The sequence below is a fragment of the Bradyrhizobium sp. 1 genome (assembly GCF_023073315.1).
In the GTDB taxonomy this organism is placed as follows: Bacteria; Pseudomonadota; Alphaproteobacteria; order Rhizobiales; family Xanthobacteraceae; genus Bradyrhizobium.
In genome coordinates this window covers 1-849 of the sequence record NZ_JADPJH010000013.1, presented here as the reverse complement: position 1 = coordinate 849, position 849 = coordinate 1, and the positions used below count along the sequence as shown (strand labels likewise).

Annotated in this window: 1 pseudogene; it reads left to right on the top strand. The window is 58.9% G+C overall.

From position 1 onward, the window contains the following. Positions 1-455: 455 nt before the first annotated feature. Positions 456-849, top strand: a pseudogene (locus tag IVB29_RS08575) (flagellin); the annotation flags it as partial.

The following is an 849-nucleotide window of genomic DNA, read 5'->3' as shown; positions in this document are numbered from 1 at the left end:
GCGGCCAACAGCCAGGCGCTGTCGACCCGCCAGTCGATCGCGGTCTCCGCGCTGTCGCTGGCCAACCAGTCGCAGCAGAGCGTGCTCCAGCTGCTCCGCTAAATCGCGGACGACATCGCAAGACAGATAGAGCGGCGGGGCTTCGGCCCCGCCGTTTTCTTTTTGCGCAAGCGAAGACGTGGTGTGGGACGAAGACGGTGCATTCAGGTGCAGCCGTTTGCTCACTCTGAGTTATGGTTGACAAGTAGCAAACGTGTCGCGATTGCACGAAAAAACATCATTCGATCATGATGATACGATCAAGCTCGATTTCTCTTCGGGCACGCATATGGTGAATCCGCGCAAGGACTGGCGCGACGCACTTCATGCTTTGTTAGCCACCTACGTTCACCTTCCCGGCATCGATTAATCCTAATCGAAGTTTGTTGCGTTGCGTACCAGAAGGGTAACAGCTTATGTCCGGTATTGTTCTCTCCTCGTCGGTTCGTCAGAACCTGCTCTCTCTCCAGTCCACCGCTGATCTTCTCGCCACCACGCAGAGCCGCCTGTCGACCGGCAAGAGCGTCAACTCGGCCCTGGACAATCCGACCAACTTCTTCACGGCCCAGTCGCTCGACAACCGTGCCAGCGACATCAACAATCTGCTCGATGGCATCGCCAACGGCGTGCAGGTGCTGCAGGCTGCCAACACCGGCATCACCTCGCTGCAGAAGCTGATCGACAGCGCCAAGTCGATCGCCAACCAGGCGCTGCAGACCACGGTCGGTTACTCCTCCAAGTCCAACGTCTCCACCACGATCGCCGGCGCGACCGCGTCCGATCTGCGTGGCACGACGACCTATGCGAGCT